This is a genomic window from Enterobacter cloacae complex sp. HYC074_NIDB (genome assembly GCF_056673345.1).
The window spans coordinates 4,665,091-4,684,977 of record NZ_CP114214.1 but is presented as its reverse complement, the minus strand read 5'-3'; the positions used below and the strand labels follow the sequence as shown (position 1 = coordinate 4,684,977).

15 protein-coding genes are annotated in these 19,887 nt (G+C 56.6%); 8 read left to right on the top strand and 7 right to left on the bottom strand.

Annotation, left to right across the window (positions count from 1 at the left end; all coding sequences use genetic code 11):
* Positions 1 to 49: 49 nt before the first annotated feature.
* Together cytR and priA are read right to left on the bottom strand one after the other, a co-directional pair.
* Complete coding sequence (gene cytR / locus O1724_RS22680) at positions 50 to 1,075, bottom strand: DNA-binding transcriptional regulator CytR (RefSeq protein WP_003862038.1); 1,026 nt, start codon at positions 1,073 to 1,075, stop codon at positions 50 to 52.
* 119 nt (positions 1,076 to 1,194) lie between these two features.
* Positions 1,195 to 3,390 (bottom strand): primosomal protein N', encoded by a 2,196-nt coding sequence (gene priA, locus O1724_RS22675; protein WP_126297310.1) that lies wholly within the window; start codon positions 3,388 to 3,390, stop codon positions 1,195 to 1,197.
* Positions 3,391 to 3,590: 200 nt separating this feature from the next.
* Here priA and rpmE point away from each other — a divergent pair, with 200 nt between their 5' ends.
* Together rpmE and O1724_RS22665 are read left to right on the top strand one after the other, a co-directional pair.
* Positions 3,591 to 3,803 carry a 50S ribosomal protein L31 gene (gene rpmE, locus O1724_RS22670; protein ID WP_003862040.1) on the top strand — a complete coding sequence of 71 codons (213 nt, stop codon included), beginning with the start codon at positions 3,591 to 3,593 and terminating at the stop codon, positions 3,801 to 3,803.
* Between the two features lie 321 nt (positions 3,804 to 4,124).
* Positions 4,125 to 4,805, top strand: coding sequence for an oligogalacturonate-specific porin KdgM family protein (locus O1724_RS22665; RefSeq protein ID WP_032608106.1), 681 nt, complete (start codon positions 4,125 to 4,127; stop codon positions 4,803 to 4,805).
* Between the two features lie 42 nt (positions 4,806 to 4,847).
* Here O1724_RS22665 and metJ read toward each other — a convergent pair whose 3' ends face one another.
* The gene (metJ, locus tag O1724_RS22660; RefSeq protein ID WP_003862042.1) at positions 4,848 to 5,165 is read right to left on the bottom strand and encodes a met regulon transcriptional regulator MetJ; all 318 of its coding nucleotides are present in this window, start codon (positions 5,163 to 5,165) and stop codon (positions 4,848 to 4,850) included.
* 275 nt (positions 5,166 to 5,440) lie between these two features.
* Between metJ and metB the strand changes: the two genes are divergently transcribed.
* Both metB and O1724_RS22650 read left to right on the top strand, forming a co-directional pair.
* Complete coding sequence (gene metB, locus O1724_RS22655; RefSeq protein WP_003862043.1) at positions 5,441 to 6,601, top strand: cystathionine gamma-synthase; 1,161 nt, start codon at positions 5,441 to 5,443, stop codon at positions 6,599 to 6,601.
* Positions 6,602 to 6,603: 2 nt separating this feature from the next.
* Positions 6,604 to 9,036: a bifunctional aspartate kinase/homoserine dehydrogenase II gene (locus tag O1724_RS22650; RefSeq protein ID WP_003862044.1), complete on the top strand. Its 2,433-nt coding sequence runs from the start codon at positions 6,604 to 6,606 to the stop codon at positions 9,034 to 9,036.
* Between the two features lie 49 nt (positions 9,037 to 9,085).
* Here the strand turns inward: O1724_RS22650 and O1724_RS22645 are convergent, their stop codons facing one another.
* Positions 9,086 to 10,177, bottom strand: coding sequence for an IS4 family transposase (locus tag O1724_RS22645; RefSeq protein WP_411320431.1), 1,092 nt, complete (start codon positions 10,175 to 10,177; stop codon positions 9,086 to 9,088).
* Positions 10,178 to 10,550: 373 nt separating this feature from the next.
* On the opposite strand from O1724_RS22645, the gene metF reads away from it, so the two are divergent.
* Entirely contained in the window at positions 10,551 to 11,441 is an 891-nt protein-coding gene (metF, locus tag O1724_RS22640; protein WP_032608105.1) for a methylenetetrahydrofolate reductase, read from the top strand.
* A 144-nt stretch (positions 11,442 to 11,585) separates the two neighbouring features.
* On the top strand, positions 11,586 to 13,766 hold the full coding sequence (gene katG, locus O1724_RS22635; protein ID WP_003862046.1) for a catalase/peroxidase HPI: 2,181 nt from the start codon (positions 11,586 to 11,588) through the stop codon (positions 13,764 to 13,766).
* Positions 13,767 to 13,858: 92 nt separating this feature from the next.
* Here the strand turns inward: katG and gldA are convergent, their stop codons facing one another.
* From gldA to ptsP, 3 genes are read right to left on the bottom strand one after another with little or no spacing between them, the layout of a single operon-like run.
* On the bottom strand, positions 13,859 to 14,962 hold the full coding sequence (gldA, locus tag O1724_RS22630; RefSeq protein WP_126297430.1) for a bifunctional L-1,2-propanediol dehydrogenase/glycerol dehydrogenase: 1,104 nt from the start codon (positions 14,960 to 14,962) through the stop codon (positions 13,859 to 13,861).
* Positions 14,963 to 14,974: 12 nt separating this feature from the next.
* Positions 14,975 to 15,637 carry a fructose-6-phosphate aldolase gene (gene fsa / locus O1724_RS22625; RefSeq protein ID WP_023315033.1) on the bottom strand — a complete coding sequence of 221 codons (663 nt, stop codon included), beginning with the start codon at positions 15,635 to 15,637 and terminating at the stop codon, positions 14,975 to 14,977.
* A gap of 14 nt (positions 15,638 to 15,651) precedes the next feature.
* Entirely contained in the window at positions 15,652 to 18,153 is a 2,502-nt protein-coding gene (gene ptsP, locus O1724_RS22620) for a phosphoenolpyruvate--protein phosphotransferase (protein WP_045346529.1), read from the bottom strand.
* Between the two features lie 305 nt (positions 18,154 to 18,458).
* On the opposite strand from ptsP, the gene O1724_RS22615 reads away from it, so the two are divergent.
* Both O1724_RS22615 and O1724_RS22610 read left to right on the top strand, forming a co-directional pair.
* The gene (locus O1724_RS22615; protein WP_045346530.1) at positions 18,459 to 19,538 is read left to right on the top strand and encodes a PTS fructose transporter subunit EIIC; all 1,080 of its coding nucleotides are present in this window, start codon (positions 18,459 to 18,461) and stop codon (positions 19,536 to 19,538) included.
* A gap of 14 nt (positions 19,539 to 19,552) precedes the next feature.
* Positions 19,553 to 19,873, top strand: a complete 321-nt coding sequence (locus O1724_RS22610) for a PTS fructose-like transporter subunit IIB (RefSeq protein ID WP_045346531.1) — start codon at positions 19,553 to 19,555, stop codon at positions 19,871 to 19,873.
* Positions 19,874 to 19,887: the final 14 nt, after the last annotated feature.

Below are 19,887 nucleotides of genomic sequence, written 5' to 3'. Positions count from 1 at the left end.
CTTAAGCGACGGGGCTTTGACCAGATAAGGGTGTCGAAAGGTATTTACTTTAAGTTAATGCCTGGGTAGAGCCGCGCACAATTAGCTCACAATCCAGTAGCCGTGACCCACTGCTAACTGTTTGACCGTGCAGCTGATCCAGCAAAAGCAGCATCGCTTCCCGGCCAATGTCATACCGCGGCTGTGCAACGGTCGAAAGCGGCGGATCGCAAAACTCCGAAAGCGAAATATTATCAAAACCGATTATCGACAGGTCCTGCGGCACACGCAGGCCGTGACGTTTGGCGTAGGATAACGCCCCTAGCGCCATCACGTCGCTGTGGCAGAAGACCGCGGTAGGCGGTTCTGGCAAGGCCAGCAATTTTTCCAGCGCCTGCCCGCCCGCTTCAAAGGTGAAATCACCGCGCGCAATGTAGTGCGGATCGACGATAGCCCCGGTACGGCGCAGCGCCTGAACGTAGCCCTGCAAGCGGTAATGACACAGCGGCATCTCTTCTGGTCCGGCGATACAACCGATGCGCTTATGCCCCAGTTCCTGAAGATAGTTCACGGCGTTGAACGCGGCGGTGAGGTTATCGATATGAACGGTTGGCAGCTCCAGCTCCGGCGCGAATTCGTTCGCCATGACCATCGGCGGTAAATTGCGCTGTTCTTCAATGCTGGCATCAAACGGCAGGCGTGAGCCAAGCAGCAGCATGCCATCAATCTGCTTGGTGATGATCAGGTCGATGAACGTTTTTTCCTGCTGGTTCTGGTGGGCACAATCGCCAATCAGCACCAGATAGCCCTGGGCGGCGGCCGTGACTTCAATGCCGCGGATGATTTCGCTGAAGAAGGGATCGCAGATGTCGGGCACGATCACCAGGATGGTGCGGGATTCGTTGCGTTTTACGTTACGCCCCATGGCTTGCGGAAAATAACCGACCTCAAGTGCCGCCTTTTCAACCCGGTTTCGGGTCGCCTGGGAGACTTTGTCAGGGTTCATCAATGCGCGGGACACGGTTGCTGTTGAGACTTGTGCTTTCTCGGCAACGTCTTTCATGGTCGCCGAGGCAACCTCTTTCCTGGACTTCAACGTCTTCTCCTCGCCTGAACACCGAACTGCGGACCGCACCATTTTTACAGATAGTTAATGGAATCGGTTACAGAATTTTCATAAAAAGTGTGAGGCGCATTAAATTTTTCGATCCGTCTTCAGCCTTCAATCGGATCGACGTCCAGAATCCACTTCACTTTTCGCGCTTCCGGCAGGGTAGTGATCAGCGCCAGCGTGCCGCTGACGATCTGCTGTAAACGGATACGCGAGGGGTGCTGAAGTAAGAGTTGCCAGCGGAAACGGCCGCCGCGTTTCGGGGCGAGCGCGGGTACCGGGCCTAAAATCCACAGCTGATTATCCACCAGCGGGCTGGCTTGCAGGAGGTTTCTCAGCTGTTGCAGGAACAGCGGCGCCTGCTGGTTATTATGGTCTTCCGCACGGATGATAACGTGGCTGGTCCACGGGGGAAGCTGCATCGTCTGACGTTCGGCCAGCGCCTGGTCCGCGAAGGCGTCATAGCCTTTGTGCAGCAGGGTTTGCAGCAGCGGATGTTCAGGGTGGTGCGTTTGCAGCACCACCTCGCCCTGCTTACCCGCTCGACCAGCGCGACCGGCAACCTGGGTATAAAGCTGGGCGAAACGCTCGGCGGAGCGAAAATCCGCGGAGAACAGCGCGCCGTCGACGTCCAGCAGGGCGACCAGAGTCACGTCCGGGAAGTGGTGCCCTTTCGCCAGCATCTGAGTACCAATCAGGATACGCGCGCCGCCACGATGTACTTCCGCCAGTTGCTGCTCCAGCGCCCCTTTACGGCTGGTGGTATCCCTGTCGATACGGGAGATGGGCACATCCGGGAAGAAGGGCGCGAGCGCCTGTTCAAGCTGTTCCGTTCCCAGACCGACCGGCACGATGTGCGTTGAGCCGCAGGACGGGCACTGACGGGGGACCGGACGCTGGCTGTCGCAGTGGTGGCAGCGCAAATGGCGCTGAGCCTGGTGGAAGGTGTAGTAGTGATCGCAGCGCGGGCACTCCGCGATCCAGCCGCAGTCGTGGCACAGCAGCGCAGGCGCAAAGCCGCGGCGGTTCAGGAACAGGATCACCTGGTTGCCCGCCTGCAAATGCTGACGCATGCGGCTAATCAGCGCAGGCGCTAACCCGGCCTGCACCTGCTGACCTTTCAGATCCAGCACATGCTGAATGGCCGGGCGGGCATTTCCCGCGCGGCGCGTCAGGCGCAGCATGTGGTATTTACGCTGGCGAACGTTGTGCAGCGTTTCAAGCGCGGGGGTGGCAGACCCGAGAATAATGGGGATTTGCTCGCTGTGGGCGCGGTACACGGCTAAGTCGCGGGCGTGATAGCGCCAGCCTTCCTGCTGTTTATAGGAGCTGTCATGCTCTTCATCGATCACGATAACGCCGAGATTTTTAAACGGCGTAAACAGCGATGAACGGGTGCCGATCACAATCGCCGCTTCGCCGTTTTTCGCTTTCAGCCAGGCGCTGAGGCGCTCGCTGTCGTTCAGGCCGGAGTGCAGAACCTCAACGGGCGCATTAAAACGTTCACGGAAACGCGCGATGGTTTGCGGCGTCAGGCCGATTTCCGGCACCATCACCAGCGCCTGTTTGCCCTGCGCGAGCACGTTTTCCAGCACGCTCAGATACACTTCGGTTTTACCGGAGCCGGTGACGCCCGCCAGCAGCCAGGCGGAAAAACGATCGGCAGCGCTGTGAATCGCGCCTACGGCGGTGGCCTGCTCGGTATTCAGACGCAGACGATCGCCCGAGACGGAAAAGCCGTCGCGCCAGTCGTGAAGGGCAGGTGCTTCACTGGCCAGCTCGCTCAGCCCTTTCTTCCTTAATGCCTGCAACGCGGTTTCGCTTACCTCAAGCTCGTCGACCTGATGGCGCCAGATTTTTCCCTGGCGCAGCGCGGCCAACGCCTGCTGCTGTTTTTGCGAGCGCTTCAGGCTGTTAATGTCCACCGCCTGGCCCTGCTCGGTGGCAAACCAGTACCACATTGGCGCGTGGCTGGCGCTCTTACCCTGGCGCAGCATAATGGGCAGGGCATGGAACAGGACGTCGCCAATCGGATGATGATAATAATCTGCCGCCCACAGCAGCAGTCGCCAGGTGCTGGTGGAGTAAACCGGCTCGCTGTCCAGCACCTCAACAACCGATTTCAGCTCGTTAAGCGGCAGTTCGCTTTTGTCGCTGACGGACACCACGATCCCCACGCGCTGCTGTTTGCCAAACGGCACGGTCACGCGACAGCCCGCTTTGGCGCTCATGCTGTCGGGCAGCAGGTAGTCAAAGGTGCGGGGAAGCGGAACGGGCAGGGCAACGTGAGCTACGGGCATCGAATCTTCCTGACTTGAAAAGTGGCGCGTTAGTATACACATTAGTGAAAGCGGCGTGCGGATCAGTTTGCATACGTTGGTCAAATTCTGTATGATTCGCCGCCTTTGGTGTATTTTACGCCAAAGAACTTACATTCAACATCGCGTGGTGTCTGGCGTTAGGGCTGGAAGAGCGACGCGGCCTTAACTGAGGTTCTCCCATGAAAAAAGATATTCACCCGAAATACGAAATGATTACTGCAAACTGCTCTTGCGGTAACTCTATCCAGATCCGCTCTACCGTGGGTCACGATCTGAACCTGGACGTGTGCGGCAAATGCCACCCGTTCTACACTGGTAAGCAGCGTGATGTTGCAACCGGTGGCCGTGTTGACCGCTTCAACAAGCGTTTCAGCATCCCGGGCGCTAAATAAGCATCCAGAAGAAACCGCCTCCGGGCGGTTTTTTTGTGCCTGTAATATCTCTCCTGAATTAATTCTGTATTTATATTTCCTCTTCAAATATATATTTTAATTTTTCCGGAAAATAATCACCGTGTCTTAATATATTCCTATTTATACGGATAGTGAGCTTTATCTCTGTATTCTTGGCCTGTTTGCCATTTTATTGCCGGATATGGCAATAAATAAAAGGTTTCCCTCTGGGTGTAAAATTACACTGCGCTCGACATAAATTCTTATTTGCCATTTCAACAGCGATGGCTTTCAGGGTGTATTTACTTTGAGGGAAAAAGGATGAAACTGAAGCAACTTTTATTCGTGCTTCCATTACTATCGTGCGCGGCGCAGGCGGGATATGTTGATTACCGACACGAGTATTACGACGATGGACGTAACTATGACCGTGTGTACATGTCACACCGTTTCGGGACGGGCTTTGGTGTGGCCGTAGAGGCCGTCTCACGCTCAGACGAAAAGCAATCTAATGATGCGCTCAATAATATGGAGAGTAACAGCAACGAATATACTGCCAGCTACCAGTTTACCTGGCAGGGATTTATCTGGCAGCCGGGTGTCGCGGTTGAAATGGGTGACGACATGGCTATTTATAAACCCTATTTACGCGTACAGTATAATATTAATGACAGCTGGTGGACGGCGTTCCGTTATCGTACCGAATATACCCGCCGTAATGCAGACGGTAAAGATGACAGACTGGTATATCGCCCGGAAATGTGGCTGGGATATAATATTGATAATTGGATGTTTGAACTGAACGGAATTTATAAATTCGCCGACAACGAAGATCTGTATAACAACAAAAAAGAGGATTACGAATATAACTTCCGCGTGGCGTATAACATCGATTCGTGGGTGCCATTCGTGGAGGTGGGTAATGTCTCTTCCGGCTATAACACCGCTACCACTGACGACCGACAAACGCGTCTGCGTGTCGGCTTAGGTTACAACTTCTGAGAAACCATCCCGCTGAGCACCCTCAGCGGGACCGCATCGCTGTTAATATTCCCAGGTCTCCGGGTCGATACCCAGTTCACGCATGATCACCTTCGCCTCTTCCGGGATTTCGTCACTGCGTTCTTTACGCAGATCGTCATCGTTCGGCAACGGTTGGCCGGTAAACGCATGCAGGAACGCTTCGCACAGCAGTTCGCTGTTAGTGGCGTGACGCAGGTTGTTCACCTGACGACGCGTACGTTCATCGGTGAGGATCTTCAACACCTTCAGAGGAATGGACACCGTGATTTTCTTGACTTGCTCACTCTTCTTACCGTGCTCAGCGTATGGGCTGATATATTCGCCGCTCCATTCAGCCATGAGATACCTTTAATCCTCTCAGTCATTAATCTAAAGGTGCAAAACCCGTAACCATCAGTTTTGAACCGTAATCTTGCGTAGTTTACCGTAGAGACGATACCGAGGCACGGATATTGCCGCTGTAGCGTGTCCTAAAGCATATAATTTTAACGGCTATTTGCGCATTGCTCAATCTATACGCAAAGAAGTTTAGATGTCCAGATGTATTGACGTCCATACTTTCAATGTTTACTCTGGTGCCTGACTTTTCACCTCATTCGCCAGGAAGCCTCACCATGACGCGTAAACAGGCCACCATCGCAGTGCGTAGCGGATTGAATGATGACGAGCAGTACGGCTGCGTTGTCCCGCCAATTCATCTCTCCAGTACCTATAATTTCACCGGATTTAATGAACCTCGCGCGCATGACTACTCGCGTCGCGGCAATCCTACGCGCGACGTCACCCAGCGCGCGCTGGCGGAACTGGAAGGCGGCGCAGGGGCGGTATTAACCAATACCGGCATGTCTGCCATTCACCTGGTAACCACAGTGTTCCTGAAACCTGGCGATCTGCTGGTGGCGCCACACGACTGTTACGGCGGCAGCTATCGTCTGTTTGATAGCCTGGCGAAACGTGGCTGCTACCGTGTGCTGTTTGTCGATCAAAACGACGAACAGGCGCTGAAACAGGCGCTTGCCGAGCAGCCGAAGCTGGTTCTGGTGGAAAGTCCAAGCAATCCATTGTTGCGCGTAGTCGATATTGCGAAAATTTGTCAGCTCGCAAGGGATGCGGGAGCGATAAGTGTAGTGGATAATACGTTCCTCAGTCCGGCCCTTCAGAACCCACTGGCACTGGGTGCCGATCTGGTGTTGCATTCATGCACGAAATATCTGAACGGCCATTCTGACGTGGTGGCGGGCGTGGTGATTGCCAAAGATCCCGACGTTGTCACCGAACTGGCATGGTGGGCCAATAACATTGGCGTCACCGCGGGCGCGTTCGACAGCTATTTGCTGCTGCGCGGTATTCGCACGCTATCACCGCGTATGGACGTGGCGCAGCGTAATGCCCAGGCGATCGTGGATTTCCTGAAAAACCAGCCGCTGGTGAAAAAGCTTTATCACCCGTCGCTGCCGGAAAACCAGGGGCACGAGATTGCCGCGCGCCAACAGAAAGGATTTGGCGCGATGTTAAGTTTTGAACTGGACGGTGACGAGCAAACGCTGCGTCGCTTCCTGAGCGGGTTGTCATTGTTTACGCTGGCGGAATCCTTAGGGGGAGTAGAAAGCTTGATCTCCCACGCCGCAACTATGACGCACGCAGGTATGGCACCCGAAGCACGTGCCGCCGCCGGGATTTCCGAGACGCTGCTGCGTATCTCGACCGGTATTGAAGATTCTGAAGATTTAATTGCCGATCTGGAAAATGGCTTCCGGGTCGCAGCCAAGGGGTAATCATGAGTGTGATAGCGCAGGCAGGGGCGAAGGGTCGTCAGCTGCACAAGTTTGGTGGTAGTAGTCTTGCTGATGTGAAATGTTACCTGCGTGTCGCAGGGATCATGACCGAGTATTCACAGCCGGGGGACATGATGGTTGTCTCTGCGGCAGGCAGCACCACCAACCAGTTGATTAGCTGGCTGAAACTGAGCCAGACCGATCGCCTCTCTGCGCATCAGGTGCAACAGTCCTTACGTCGTTACCAGAGCGAACTGATTGCCGGTTTGCTGCCTGCGGACGTGGCGGACGGGCTGATTAGCGCTTTTACGCACGACCTTGAGCGTCTGGCCGCTCTGCTGGACAGCGGCATTACCGATGCGGTGTATGCCGAAGTGGTTGGCCACGGTGAAGTGTGGTCTGCGCGCCTGATGGCCGCCGTGCTGCAACACCTGGGTGTGGAAGCCGCCTGGCTCGACGCGCGTGATTTCCTGCGTGCCGAACGTGCCGCGCAGCCGCAGGTGGACGAAGGGTTGTCCTACCCACTGCTGCAACAGCTGCTGGTGCAACATCCCGGTAAACGTATTGTCGTCACCGGCTTTATCAGCCGCAGCAATGCTGGCGAAACCGTTCTGCTGGGCCGTAACGGCTCTGACTACTCGGCAACGCAGATTGGCGCCCTGGCGGGCGTGTCCCGCGTCACCATCTGGAGCGACGTGGCCGGTGTCTACAGCGCGGACCCGCGCAAAGTAAAAGATGCCTGCCTGCTGCCGCTGCTGCGTCTCGACGAAGCGAGCGAACTGGCGCGTCTGGCGGCCCCGGTGCTGCACGCGCGCACGCTACAGCCGGTTTCCGGCAGCGACATCGACCTGCAACTACGCTGTAGCTACACGCCGGATCAGGGTTCCACCCGCATTGAACGCGTGCTGGCATCCGGCACGGGCGCGCGCATTGTCACCAGCCACGATGACATCTGCCTGATTGAGTTCCAGGTGCCTGCGGGCCAGGATTTCAAACTGGCACACAAAGATATCGACACCATCCTGAAACGTGCCCAGGTCCGTCCGCTGGCCGTTGGCGTACATAACGATCGCCAGCTGTTGCAGTTCTGCTATACCGCTGAAGTGGTGGACAGCGCCCTGAAAATTCTGGATGAAGCGGGCCTGCCGGGCGAGCTTCGCCTGCGTCAGGGGCTGGCGCTGGTGGCGATGGTAGGCGCGGGCGTCACCCGTAACCCGCTGCACTGCCACCGCTTCTGGCAGCAGCTGAAAGGCCAGCCGGTGGAATTCACCTGGCAATCAGAAGAGGGCATCAGTCTGGTTGCCGTGCTGCGTAAAGGGCCAACCGAAAGCCTGATTCAGGGTCTGCACACCTCCCTGTTCCGCGCGGAAAAACGCATCGGCCTGGTACTGTTCGGGAAAGGGAATATCGGTTCCCGCTGGCTGGAGCTGTTCGCCCGCGAGCAGGTAACGCTTTCGGCGCGTACCGGGTTTGAATTTATTCTGGCAGGGGTGGTGGACAGCCGCCGCAGCCTGCTGAACTACGAAGGGCTGGACGCCAGCCGGGCGCTGGCCTTCTTTAACGATGAAGCGGTTGAGCAGGATGAAGAGTCGCTGTTCCTGTGGATGCGTGCGCACCCGTATGACGATCTGGTAGTGCTGGATGTGACCGCCAGCGAGCAGCTGGCCGATCAGTATCTGGATTTCGCCAGCCACGGGTTCCACGTCATCAGCGCCAACAAGCTGGCGGGCGCGAGCAGCACTGATAAATATCGCCAGATCCACGACGCGTTCGAAAAAACGGGTCGTCACTGGCTGTATAATGCCACCGTTGGCGCAGGTCTGCCGGTTAACCATACCGTACGCGACCTGATTGAAAGCGGCGACAGCATTCTGGCGCTGAGCGGGATCTTCTCCGGCACGCTCTCCTGGCTGTTCCTGCAATTTGACGGCACCGTGCCGTTCACCGACCTGGTGGATCAGGCGTGGCAGCAGGGTTTAACCGAGCCGGATCCGCGCGTTGACCTTGCCGGTAAAGACGTGATGCGCAAGCTGGTGATCCTGGCGCGTGAAGCCGGCTACGACATTGAGCCGGGTCAGGTACGCGTTGAGTCGCTGGTGCCTGCGGGCTGCGAGGAAGGGTCCGTCGATCACTTCTTCGAGAACGGCGACGAGCTGAACGAGCAGATGGTGCAACGTCTGGAAGCGGCTAACGAGATGGGGCTGGTGCTGCGTTACGTGGCGCGCTTCGAGGCGAACGGTAAAGCGCGCGTGGGCGTGGAGGCGGTGCGTCCTGAACATCCGCTGGCGGCGCTCCTGCCATGCGACAACGTCTTCGCCATCGAAAGCCGCTGGTACCGCGATAACCCGCTGGTGATCCGTGGCCCGGGCGCGGGACGCGATGTCACCGCCGGAGCCATTCAGTCCGACATTAATCGTCTGGCTAAGCTGCTGTAACGTCTGCATTTCCCTCTCCCTGTGGGCTGAGGGATCCCCAGTAATATGGTCATGCCACCATGACCATATTACTGTACTCTTTTCCCAGCTTTTTCATCTCGTTACCTATATTCAGTCGCCTTACTTTATCAGGCTCATGCCGGATCACTTCTTCTGCCAGACTCAGGTAGGACAGAACCCGTTTATGCCTGACGCTGCTTGCCTGATAGTGCCTGTGTAAGCACTGTCTTTCGGCCCTGTAGCCTGCCAGCCACATCACCAGACTTGCCATCGCCGCCACCATATTCAGTACTTCCAGTCGTCCTTTTCCCTGGCTCCGGCTCAGCCTCAGACCGAACCCGAAGCGCGGACTCTTGTCGTCCCGGAAGTTTTGTTCTATCTGCATTCTGCGGCTGTACAGCGCCATTATCTGGTGTGGCTCCAGACTTTCTGCATTACTGAACAGCAGCCACGGCTCCCGTGCGCTGCTGCGGTGTTCCCGCTGTGTTTTTGGCATTCCGCCCTTTCCATGACGCCCTGCTTCCGGGCGCCTGTGCAGATAAAACCGTCCGTAACAGGGCGTACGTGGTTTACGGGACAGGACACCGTGCCCCACGCAGACCGGTTGCCCGGAGGCCTCAAGCTCGCTGATTTTCATCCACTTTTTTTCTCCGTCCAGCCGGAAGCTGATGCAGCCCCTGACCCTGCCGGTAAAGCTCCAGCCCAGCTGGCTGACATGCCGGAACCAGTCTGTTCTGAAGCCGGCATCCGTAATGACGGTGACGGCTTTATCTTTCGGGATGGCATCATGGAGGCGGTCAAGGAAGCGACACTGTACATCGCTGTTCTGCGCCAGCTCTGCGGGAACCACCTCACTCATAAGAGGAAGTGAACGACCATTACAGAGCAGGCTTGCCCGCAGAAGATGCCAGTTCCTGTCATGCCAGCCTGTCCAGTCGACAGCGATAACACAGAAGGGCATCACGGAGGTGATGGCATGTGTGAGGTGGTGCTGAATACGGGGAATATCACGCTGGAGAGCGGTATTGCCCAGGGCACGGTCAACCCGTTTAATTTTATTTTTGACGTGCGCCCTGCCGGGCAGGGTTCGTCCCAGGCTGGTCAGGGTCAGTCTGGCGCCGTGGGTGAGGGCAACAGCCATGGAAACAAGGACATTAACCCGAAAGCTGTGAATGTCCGGTAAAGACGCGGAGAAAAATTTCTGGCAGACTGTCTGTAAAGGCACGATGAGGTCTCTTCTGATTTGTTAGCGCAACCAGTAGATCACACTTCATCGTGCTTTTCATTTTTCTGGGGAACCCTCAGCCCTGTGGGAGAGGGTCAGGGTGAGGGTATCAGACCGCACTCACCCCCATCATGAATGCCCTTCATCTTCCCTGAACAAACCTCACCGTTAATGTTGATTATTTCTGTTGACGTCATCCCGCTTTTCCGTCATTTTTACATCTGGACGTCTAAACGTATAGAAGTTCACAACACAACAGACAATGACACGCGATTGATAGGGGTAGGGTATGAGCTTTTTTCACGCCAACCAGCGGGAAGCACTGAACCAGAGCCTGGCCGAAGTAAACGGCCAGATTAACGTCTCTTTTGAATTTTTCCCGCCGCGCACCAGTGAAATGGAGCAAACCCTGTGGAGCTCTATCGATCGCCTGAGCAGCCTCAAGCCGAAGTTCGTCTCCGTGACCTACGGCGCCAACTCCGGTGAGCGTGACCGCACGCACAGCATCATTAAGGGCATTAAAGACCGAACCGGTCTGGAAGCGGCGCCGCACCTGACCTGTATCGACGCCACCCGTGATGAACTGCACGCCATTGCCCAGGACTACTGGAATAACGGCATTCGCCACATTGTGGCCCTGCGCGGCGACCTCCCGCCAGGCAGCGGTAAGCCAGAGATGTTTGCCGCCGATCTGGTCGGCCTGCTGAAAGACGTTGCCGACTTTGATATCTCCGTGGCCGCCTACCCTGAAGTTCACCCGGAAGCCAAAAGTGCCCAGGCGGATCTGCTCAACCTGAAGCGTAAAGTGGAGGCTGGTGCTAACCGTGCGATTACTCAGTTCTTCTTTGACGTTGAAAGCTACCTGCGCTTTCGTGACCGCTGCGTCTCGGCAGGTATTGATGTCGAAATCATCCCTGGTATTCTGCCGGTCTCGAACTTCAAACAGGCGAAGAAATTCGCGGATATGACCAACGTGCGCATTCCGCTGTGGATGTCCAAAATGTATGAAGGGCTGGACGACGACCCGGAAACCCGCAAGCTGGTGGGGGCCAATATCGCGATGGACATGGTGAAGATTTTAAGCCGCGAAGGGGTGAAAGATTTCCATTTCTATACCCTGAATCGCGCGGAAATGAGCTATGCCATTTGCCATACGCTCGGTGTTCGCCCGGCGCTGTAAAGTAAAAAGCCCTCATAAAACGAGGGCTTTTTAATCGAACAGAGAGTTAAAAGGTATTAGCTATCGAATCTGTGGATTAATTCAACTATCTCTTATCGCTAGTGGTGTATATCGTAACGGTAACACTGTAAAGGGAGCATAGCGATGAGCATGTCAGACGAGACCAATAACGCGGCATCCGCCGGCAAATGTCCGTTCCACCAGGGCGGCGTCGATCACAGCGCGGGTGCAGGTACCGGCAGCAAAGATTGGTGGCCTAAACAACTCCGCATCGATCTTCTAAACCAACATTCCAACCGTTCGAACCCGCTGGGTGAAGACTTCGACTACCGCAAAGAATTCAGCAAGCTCGACTATTCCGCCCTTAAGGGCGATCTCAAAGCCCTTTTAACCGACTCACAACCGTGGTGGCCTGCCGACTGGGGAAGCTATGCGGGCCTGTTTATTCGTATGGCCTGGCACGGTGCGGGTACCTATCGCTCCGTTGACGGTCGCGGCGGCGCGGGGCGCGGCCAGCAACGTTTTGCGCCGCTGAACTCCTGGCCTGATAACGTCAGCCTGGATAAGGCTCGCCGTCTGCTGTGGCCAGTTAAGCAAAAATACGGACAAAAAATCTCCTGGGCCGACCTGTTTATCCTCGCGGGTAACGTGGCGCTGGAGAACTCCGGCTTCCGCACTTTTGGTTTCGGTGCCGGGCGTGAAGACGTCTGGGAACCGGATCTGGATGTGAACTGGGGCGATGAAAAAGCCTGGCTGACCCACCGTGACCCGGAAGCGCTGGCGAAGCGCCCGCTTGCGGCCACTGAAATGGGCCTGATTTACGTTAACCCGGAAGGGCCAAACGCCAGCGGTGAACCGCTGTCTGCGGCGGCGGCGATCCGCGCTACCTTTGGCAATATGGGCATGAACGACGAAGAGACCGTCGCGCTGATTGCAGGCGGCCATACGCTCGGTAAAACGCACGGCGCAGGCGAAGCCACGCATGTGGGCACTGACCCGGAAGCGTCGCCGATTGAAGCGCAGGGTCTGGGCTGGGCCAGCACGCACGGCACCGGTATTGGCGCTGACGCCATCACCTCCGGGCTGGAAGTTATCTGGTCTCAAACCCCGACCCAGTGGAGCAACTACTTCTTCGAGAACCTGTTCAAATACGAATGGGTGCAGACGCGTAGCCCGGCGGGCGCCATTCAGTTTGAAGCCGTGGATGCGCCAGAAATTATGCCTGACCCGTTTGACCCGTCGAAAAAACGCAAGCCAACCATGCTGGTCACCGACCTGACGCTGCGTTTTGATCCGGAATTCGAGAAAATTTCCCGTCGCTTCCTGAACGATCCGCAGGCCTTCAACGAAGCCTTTGCGCGCGCGTGGTTCAAGCTGACCCATCGCGATATGGGGCCAAAAGCGCGGTACATTGGCCCGGAAGTGCCGAAAGAAGATTTGATTTGGCAGGATCCGCTGCCTCAGCCGGTGTTCCATCCGACGCAGGAAGATATTGAAAGCCTGAAAGCGGAAATCGCGGCCTCTGGTCTCTCCGTGAGCGAGCTGGTTTCCGTGGCCTGGGCGTCGGCATCGACCTTCCGCGGCGGCGACAAGCGTGGCGGCGCTAACGGCGCGCGTCTGGCGCTGGCGCCTCAGCGCGACTGGGATGTGAACGCCGCGGCGGTACGGGCGTTACCGGCTCTGGAAGCTATTCAGCGCACCACTAATAAAGCCTCACTGGCCGATATCATCGTGCTGGCAGGTGTTGTGGGCGTTGAGCAGGCGGCGAAAGCGGCAGGCGTTTACGTCAACGTACCGTTTACCCCAGGCCGCGTAGATGCGCGTCAGGACCAGACGGACATCGAGATGTTTAACCTGCTCGAACCGGTTGCCGACGGTTTCCGCAACTACCGTGCGCAGGTGGATGTATCCACCACCGAGTCGCTGCTGATCGACAAAGCCCAGCAGCTGACCCTGACCGCGCCGGAACTGACGGTGCTAATCGGCGGTCTGCGCGTACTGGGTGCAAACTTCGATGGCAGCAAGAATGGCGTGTTTACCAACCGCGAGGGCGTGCTGAGCAACGACTTCTTCGTTAATCTGCTGGATATGAACACCCAGTGGAAAGCGACCGATGACTCAAACGAGCTGTTTGCCGGTAGCGATCGCGCCAGCGGAGAAGTGAAATACACCGCCACCCGCGCCGATCTGGTCTTCGGTTCAAACGCCGTCCTGCGTGCGCTGGCCGAAGTATACGCCAGCAGTGATGCACACGAGAAGTTCGTCCGTGATTTTGTTGCCGCGTGGGCGCGAGTGATGGATTTGGACCGGTTTGACGTGAAGTAACCCATGTGCCGGGTGGCGGCTACGCCTTACCCGGCCTACAAATTAAAGTGCCATGTAGGCCGGGTAAGCGCAGCGCCACCCGGCTTTTTTCGTTACTCCCACTCCTGCAAGAATCGCTGTCCATACTGGTCGGCCACCAGCAGCGCCGCATAGACCTGATCCGGCGTGACGCCGCCAGGCATGTTGTGAATGGTTTCACCTTCGGCGCAGGACGCTTCCGCGATCAGCCGCATTTTGGCCGGAATATCCTCTTTGATGTTCAGCTGCGCCAGGGTGATCGGCAGCCCAACGCTGTGGCAAAGCGCGGCGACGGTCTCAATTTCTTCAACCGGCGCGTTCTCCAGTACCAGCTGTGTCAGCGTGCCGAACGCGACCTTTTCACCATGGTAAAAATGATGCGCATCCGGCACCGCCGTCATGCCGTTGTGAATGGCATGCGCCGCCGCCAGCCCGCCGCTTTCAAAGCCCACCCCGCTGAGATAGGTGTTGGCTTCGATAATGCGTTCCAGCGCCGGTGTGACGACATGCTGCTCTGCCGCCAGCATCGCTTTCTCGCCCTCTTCAACCAGCGTGTTGTAGCACAGCTCTGCCAGCGCTAACGCTGCCTGCGTGCACTTGCCACCCGCCATGGTCTTGGCGCCGCTGCGCGAACAGGCGCGCGCTTCAAACCAGGTTGCCAGTGCATCGCCAATCCCGGCGGCCAGCAGGCGCGCAGGTGCGCCTGCCACCACTTTGGTATCGACAATCACCATGTTCGGGTTGTGCGGCAGCATCAGGTAGCGATCGAACTCACCGCTGTCGGTATAAATCACGGAGAGGGCGCTGCACGGCGCATCGGTGGAGGCAATGGTCGGGGCAATGGCCACCGGCACGTCCATAAAGTGGGCCAGCGCTTTGGCGGTATCCAGCGTTTTTCCGCCACCGATACCCAGCACCGCCAGGCAGTCGGCGCTGTCGGCCAGTTTTTTCAGCCGATCGATTTCATTTTGCGAACATTCGCCACCAAAGGGTGCAATTTCGGCATGGAGTCCGGCTTTTTTAAAACTCTGACGCAGGGTTTCTTCAGCAAAACCCAGCACAAATTTATCGCCCACCACCAGCCAGCGATTCGCCAGCGGCTTCAGGTAGTCGCCGAGGCGAGTAAGAACATCTGCACCCTGGATGTATTTCCCCGGCGATTGAATAATACGGTCCATAACAGTTCTCCCTTAGAGGTTGAGGTTACCAAACGCGTTTTTCCAGTCCTGCTCGAACTTCTCTATGGCTGACTCTACCGCTGGTGTGTCGAGCATTTGTTGCGCTACGTCTAAGGGAAGCGTGATTGCCTCACATCCTGCCAACAGGCAATCCAGCGCCTGGCGCGGCGTTTTAAAGCTGGCAGCCAGCACCATGCTTTCCGGCGCATGCAGTTCCAGCAGGGACTGCAGCTCCTGTACCATGCCAATACCGTCGCCGCCCTGTGCGTCGACGCGGTTGACGTACGGCGCAACGTATTTCGCGCCTGCCAGCGCGGCCAGTAAACCCTGAGCGGCGCTGTAAACGGCGGTGCCCAGCGTGGTAATTCCCTCTTTCTTCAGCGCCTTAATCGCGATGAGCCCCTGTGCAGTGACGGGAATTTTTACCACGATGTCCGGCAGGGCATTGTTCAGCCGTTTTGCTTCCGCCACCATTTCTTCGGCATCGCGGCTCATGGTTTGAGCAAACAGCATGCCTTCCGGCCCAATGGCTTTTTGCAGGCGCGGCAGCACGTCCCAGATGGATTCACGGCTGGCGGCAATGATGCTCGGGTTGGTGGTAACGCCCGCAATGGGAAAAATGCGCGCCAGGCGTTCAACTTCCGCTACGTTGGCGGTATCCAGGTACAGTTCCATCACTCTTCCTCGTTTTACAGTTCTAATTCGTGTTGTAGCAGGGAAGCAATCGCCTCCCCTGAGCTGGCGTTAACCAGCGCATTGCGGAAATCCTCATGCATGATGCGGCGTGCCAGTCGGGAGAAAATACGCATATGCTGATCGCCCGCGGCGTGTTTATTCAGCGTTAGCATGATGATGAATTGTGCTTCTTCATCTCCCCACATGACGGGGGCTTTCAGGCGTGCAACGCTGATGGTGGATTGCTCAATGTGCTCCGATTTGCTGTGCGGGATAGCAAAGCTAAAGCCGAGCCCGGTGGAGAAGACCGCTTCGCGTGCCCACAGATCGGCCTCCAGCTTGCGTGGGTAGCGGCAACGTCCTGCGAGCAGCAGGTTATCGGTCATTCCTTTCATGACCTCTTCTTTGCTGTTCCAGTCATTGTCCAGTGAAATGCAGCGAGGTGTAACCAGAGGTGTGTCCTGCTGATTCATGCGGAACTGCGCCAGCAGGTGCTCCACTTCAAGTGAGGTGCGACACGCCATGGCCTGATTCAGCAACTGGCGGCAGGCGCGGCTATCAAGCTGAGCCAGACGCGCTTTGGTTGCCGGGATAGCAGGCGACCCCATGCTCAGCTCGTCCAAACCCAGACCCACCAGCAATGGCAACACCGAGCCTTTTGCACCCAGTTCGCCGCACAGGCCAATCCATTTCCCCTGGCGATGGACGGCTTGTACCGCGTAATCCAGCGCCCTCAGGAAGGCCGGGTTCAGGCTGTTGTAATGGCGTGTGACTTTGGCGTTATCGCGATCAACAGCCAGCAGATACTGCGTCAGGTCATTGCTACCGATGCTAAAGAAATCAATCTCTTCGCAACACTGGTCGATGATAAACATCACCGAAGGGACTTCCAGCATGATGCCAAGCGGGATTTTCTCATCAAACGGAATATGCTCAGCGCGGAGCTGTTGTTTCGCTTCGGCAAGTTTCTCTTTCACCCACAGGATCTCTTCCATGGAAGAGATCATCGGGATCATGATCTTCAGGCTGCCGTGAGCAGAGGCGCGCAGGATCGCCCGAAGCTGGGTGGTGAAAAGCACTGCATACTCTTCGTAAATACGTACGGCGCGGTAACCGAGGAACGGGTTATTTTCGGCCGGGATCTTCAGGTACTCTACCGGCTTATCGCCGCCGATATCCATGGTCCGCACGATGATGCTGCGCCCGTTTGCACTTTCCAGTGCCTGACAGAAAATGTTGTAGAGCTCGTTTTCACCGGGCGCGCTGCTGCGGTCCATATAAAGCATTTCGGTGCGAAACAGGCCAACGCCCTCGGCGCCGTTCTCAAAGGCTGCCTGCGCTTCCACCGCATGGGCGATGTTCGCGGCAATCTCAACCCGCAGGCCGTCGGCGGTTCTGGCTTCCCGGTCCAGCCAGATGCCCTGCTGCTCGCGTAGTGCCTGTTGTACCCGTGCTTCCTGTCGGTAGTAGCGCGCCACCGCATCGCTTGCATCGACCACGACGGCACCAGCATTGCCATCGATAAATACGGATTGATTGCGCCACTGCAACAGGCTTTCACCGTCGACGCCCACCAGCGTCGGAATATTAAAGGAACGTGCAAGAATAACCGTGTGCGAGGTTGTTCCACCGCTTTTTAACAGCAGCCCTTTGAGCAGAGTTTTATCCAGTTCCAGGAACTGGCCGGGCGTGAGGTCGTCAGCAAGGCAGACGCTCGGCTGCGTCAGTTGCCCCGGAGACGGGAAACGCGCTTCACCGTAGATATGCTGTAAAAGCTGATAGCAGACGTCGCGAACGTCCAGCACACGCTCCTGCAAATACGTGCTGCTGGAACGAGAGAACGTTTCGCAGAAATGGTTCGCCGTGGCGATGATGGCCTGGGCGCAGCTTAAGCCCCGGTTGACCCCTGACAGGAGGTGCTGGCGCAGCGAGGTATCTGTAGCCAGCGAACGATGGGCTTCAAGAATGGCGCTGGCGGTGCTGTCGCTGTCCAGCGCGCGCAGCTCAATGTTTTTCACCAGCAGGGTGAGACCATTATCCAGTGCTAACTGCTCATCTTCTTCGTCTTTCGCTTCGGCTAAATCTGACAGTGCGTTGAGATCCAGCGAGGCCAGCAAGGTCAACACGCCCTGGGCGCTACCGCTGCAAACGGGCAGGGCGCGGAAAAGTGTTGGGTTAAGGCGCGCGAGGGATTCTGGCAGCGGATCGCGCTCATTATTAATGGCTTCTGCGAGCGGCGCATCACAGTGTGGGAACTCTTCCCGGAGCCATTGTTCCAGTTGCTGATAGGCGTTCTGCTCATCTTCACCTTGGATCACCAGACGACAGGCATCGCCTGCCAGCGTATCGGTGCCAATGACTGCCAGTGCGCTCTTGGCATTCCCTTTACGGTCTGTGCGCAGGTTGTGCCATTCGATTTGCGAGATAAACGTATTGCACAGCGTTTCCACATGACTTGCCGGACGCGCGTGAACACCGTTGGGTAATTCACAGGTAAATTCCACTACGAGAGCCATACACACTCCTGAAATCAATCCTCATTCATTGGGCAACAGCATACGAGTGTGTTGATGACGCGCGCCATGTGACAAATCTGCCAAAAGCTGGACAAATGTAATGTCACGTGGAAAGTGAGATTTGACTCACAGGTTGTGGTCCTTTGTCTTATGCGTAACGTCTATCAGAAATGTCGAGGCGGATCGCATTTTTATTTCGACATTACAAAAATCCAGTAAATGGCCTTTTTGTCTCCTGTCCGCCGTCTTCCTGATTGCCTATTGTTTGCCACAACATCTTTATGGTTTTAGGCCAGGAGCGACATATGAAAGAGTTGGTGCATATTCTCAAGAACACGCGGCAGCATCTGATGACTGGGGTGTCGCACATGATCCCGTTTGTGGTCTCGGGCGGCATTTTGCTGGCGGTTTCGGTCATGTTGTATGGCAAAGGCGCGGTGCCCGATGCCGCAACTGATCCCAACCTGAAAAAGCTCTTTGATATCGGCGTGGCGGGGTTAACGCTGATGGTGCCATTCCTCGCCGCCTATATCGGCTACTCCATTGCAGAACGTGCCGCGCTGGCTCCCTGTGCAATTGCCGCCTGGGTGGGCAACAGCTTCGGTGCCGGGTTCTTTGGCGCGATTATCGCCGGGATTTTCGGTGGGATTGTCGTTTGGTACTTGAAAAAACTGCCGGTCCCGAAAGTGCTGCGCTCCGTCATGCCTATCTTCATCATCCCGATTATCGGCACGTTTATCACAGCAGGCATCATGATGTGGGGGCTGGGCGAGCCTGTAGGCGCACTGACCACCGGCCTTACCCAGTGGCTGCAAGGAATGCAGCAGGGCAGCATTGTGGTACTCGCCATTATTATCGGTCTCATGCTGGCGTTCGATATGGGCGGCCCGGTCAACAAAGTGGCGTATGCCTTCATGCTGATTTGCGTTGCGCAGGGCGTCTATACCGTCGTTGCAATTGCCGCCGTGGCTATTTGCATACCACCGCTAGGATTAGGCCTGGCGACGCTGATTAATCGCAAGAGTTTTACCGGTGAAGAGCGTGAAGCGGGTAAGGCTGCATTAGTGATGGGCTGCGTGGGGGTCACCGAAGGGGCCATTCCGTTCGCTGCTGCTGATCCTCTGCGCGTTATTCCCTCCATCATGCTGGGATCCGCATGTGGCGCAGTGACGGCCGCCGTGATGGGCGCACAATGCTATGCCGGTTGGGGCGGGCTCATCGTTCTCCCTGTGGTGGAGGGCAAGCTGGGCTACATCGTGGCGGTTGCCGTGGGGGCTGTTGTGACGGCCATTAGCGTTAACGTGCTGAAGAGTTTTGCCCGCAAGAATGCAAAACAGGTCGAGGAAAAAGAGGACGACCTGGATCTGGATTTCGAAATTAACTGATTGAGGAAAAGAACATGGCCCGAATTATCGCAGTAACAGCTTGTCCGTCAGGCGTTGCCCATACCTACATGGCGGCCGAAGCGCTGGAAAGTGCCGCCAAATCTAAAGGTTGGGAAGTGAAGGTTGAAACGCAGGGGTCAATTGGCCTGGAGAACGAACTGACGGCAGAAGACGTTGCCGCCGCCGATATGGTGATCCTGACCAAAGATATCGGCATTAAATTCGAAGAGCGCTTTGCCGGGAAAACCATTGTACGCGTCAATATCAGCGACGCGGTAAAACGCGCCGACGCCATCATGAACAAAATTGATGCCCACCTGGCGCAAATCGCCTGACGCTCTCCCGCCCT